Genomic DNA, 2,553 nt, shown 5'->3' with positions numbered 1-2,553 from the left:
CCGGCGCGCGGAAGCGGGCCGGGCGGTGCACTGCGCCGCCCGCCGCGGCGGGCGGTCGTCGGTCCGGCCACGCTCCCTGCACTCCTTCCGGGCGGGGGTCCGCGGGGCCCGTCGCTGCGGGCCCCGCGGGCGGCGGCGCCGCACGCCTAGCGGCGCGCCCCGATCGCGTCGTACACCATGCCGACCAGCAGCTCGTCGGCGTCCCGGCGGCCGAACTCGGCGGCGCGCCGGGACATCTCGTACAGCCGTGCCGGGTCGCCGAGCACCGGCCGCACGTTGGCCAGCACCCACTCGGGCGTCAGCTCGGCGTCGTCCACCAGCAGGCCGCCGCCGGCCTTGACCACCGGCTGGGCGTTGAGCCGCTGTTCGCCGTTGCCGATCGGCAGCGGGACGTACGCGGCCGGCAGGCCCACGGCGGACAGCTCGGCGACGGTCATCGCGCCCGCGCGGCAGAGCATCATGTCCGCCGCGGCGTACGCGAGGTCCATCCGATCCACGTACGATACCGGTACGTAAGGCGGCATTCCGGGCATGTTGTCCACCTGCGGCAGGTCGTTCTTCGGACCGACCGCGTGCAGCACCTGGATACCGGCCTGCTGGAGGCGCGGAGCGACCGCCTGCACCACCTCGTTCAGCCGCCGCGCCCCCTGCGAGCCGCCGGACACCAGCAGGGTCGGCAGGTTGGCCTCCAGGCCGAAGGCCGCGCGCGCCTCCCGGCGGAGCGCGGCCCGGTCCAGGGTGGCGATGGAGCGGCGCAGCGGGATGCCCACGTACGACGCGCCGCGCAGCTTGCTGTCCGGGGTGCTGACGGCGACGTGCGCGGCGTACCGGGAGCCGATCTTGTTGGCGAGGCCGGGGCGGGCGTTGGCCTCGTGGACCACGATGGGGACGCCGCGGCGCTTGGCGGCCAGGTAGCCGGGCAGCGCCACGTAGCCGCCGAAGCCCACGACGCAGTCGGCCTTGGTGCGCTCCAGCACCTGCTCGGCGGCCTTGATGGTGCCGCGCAGCCGCCCGGGCACGGTGATCAGCTCCGGGGTGGGCTTGCGCGGCAGCGGGACGGCGGGGATCAGCGCGAGTTCGTAGCCCCGCTCGGGTACGAGCCGGGTCTCCAGGCCCCGCTCCGTGCCGAGCGCCGTGATCCCCACGGTCGGATCCTGCCTGCGCAGGGCGTCCGCGAGGGCGAGCGCGGGCTCGATGTGACCGGCGGTCCCCCCGCCGGCGAGTACGACATGCACCGAAATTCACCGCTCTCCGGACGGCGGTGTCTTGACCCGCCGTCTCATTGTCTTCCTTCTCACCCCAGCAAGCCTTCTCCGCCAGGCGGGCTGCCGCGTGGCAAGCGCCGCCCGTGCCGACGGTTCCGCCCGCGCGAAGGCGATGAGCAGACCGATGGCGAACATGGTCGGCAGCAGGGCCGATCCTCCGTAGGAGAACAGCGGGAGCGGGACACCGGCGATCGGCAGCAGGCCGAGCACCGCGCCGATGTTGACCACGGCCTGGGCCGTGATCCAGGTGGTCACCCCTCCCGCGGCGTACCTCACGAAGGGGTCCTCCGTGCGTCCGGCCACGCGGATACCCGCATAGCCTAGAGCCGCGAAGAGGGCGAGGACCGACAGTGTCCCCGCCAGGCCGAGTTCCTCCCCGGTAATCGCGAAGATGAAGTCGGTGTGCGGTTCGGGGAGTTCGCCCCACTTCTCCATGCTCGCCCCGAGGCCGGAGCCGAACCAGCCGCCGTTGGCCAGCGCGTAGATCCCGTGCACCGCCTGCCAGCACTGGCCCTTCGGTCCCGGCTCGGTGGCGCCGACGCAGGCGAGCCGGGACGCGCGGTGCGGGCTGGCCCTGATCAGCAGCACGCCGACCACCACGGCGACGCCGAGCACCCCGGAGAACAGCCGGGTGGGCGCGCCGGCCAGCCACAGCAGGCCGAACAGGATCGCCGTCAGGATGATCGCCGTGCCCATGTCGCCGCCCAGCATGATCAGGCCGAGCAGCAGGCCGGCCGCGGGCACGAGCGGCACCAGCAGGTGCTTCCACTGGGTCAGCAGCCGCTTCTCCTGCTTGCGGGCCAGCAGGTCGGCACCCCACAGCACCAGCGCCAGCTTGCCGAACTCGCTCGGCTGGAGCAGGAACGGGCCGCCGAAGGAGATCCAGTTGCGGTTGCCGTTGACCGCGATCCCTATCCCCGGCACCTGCACCAGGCACATCAGGAAGACCGACCCGGCCAGCAGCGGGTAGGCGAAGCCGCGGTGCAGCCGGACGGGCGTGCACGCGGCGAACAGCATCAGCAGCCCGCCCAGCGCGGCCGCGAACAGCTGCTTGCGGAAGAAGTACGACGGGGCGAGCCCCGACTGGAGGGCCTTGATCTGGGAGGCCGAGTAGACCATCACCAGGCCCAGGACGATGATCAGCAGGCTGCCGCCCAGGATCACGTAGTAGGCGGTCAGCGGCCGGTCCCAGGCGCGCCGGGCGCGGCCGTGCAGCCGCCGCAGCGCGACCGGCAGCGAGGTCACCGGCCGGCCGGGGCGGCGCGGCGGGCGGGGGCGCGGGCGGGGG

General features: G+C 73.8%; 2 protein-coding genes. Both read right to left on the bottom strand.

Annotated features, from left to right (window positions below):
• Positions 1 to 146 precede the first annotated feature (146 nt).
• Positions 147 to 1,235 (bottom strand): undecaprenyldiphospho-muramoylpentapeptide beta-N-acetylglucosaminyltransferase, encoded by a 1,089-nt coding sequence (murG, locus tag RKE29_RS29225; protein ID WP_312008727.1) that lies wholly within the window; start codon positions 1,233 to 1,235, stop codon positions 147 to 149.
• A 6-nt stretch (positions 1,236 to 1,241) separates the two neighbouring features.
• Complete coding sequence (gene ftsW / locus RKE29_RS29220; protein ID WP_312008728.1) at positions 1,242 to 2,510, bottom strand: putative lipid II flippase FtsW; 1,269 nt, start codon at positions 2,508 to 2,510, stop codon at positions 1,242 to 1,244.
• Positions 2,511 to 2,553: the final 43 nt, after the last annotated feature.

The organism is Streptomyces sp. B1866, assembly GCF_031932565.1.
Taxonomy (GTDB): Bacteria; Actinomycetota; Actinomycetes; order Streptomycetales; family Streptomycetaceae; genus Streptomyces.
Note: the sequence above shows the minus strand (reverse complement) of the source record. Positions and strands in the feature narration are given on the sequence as shown.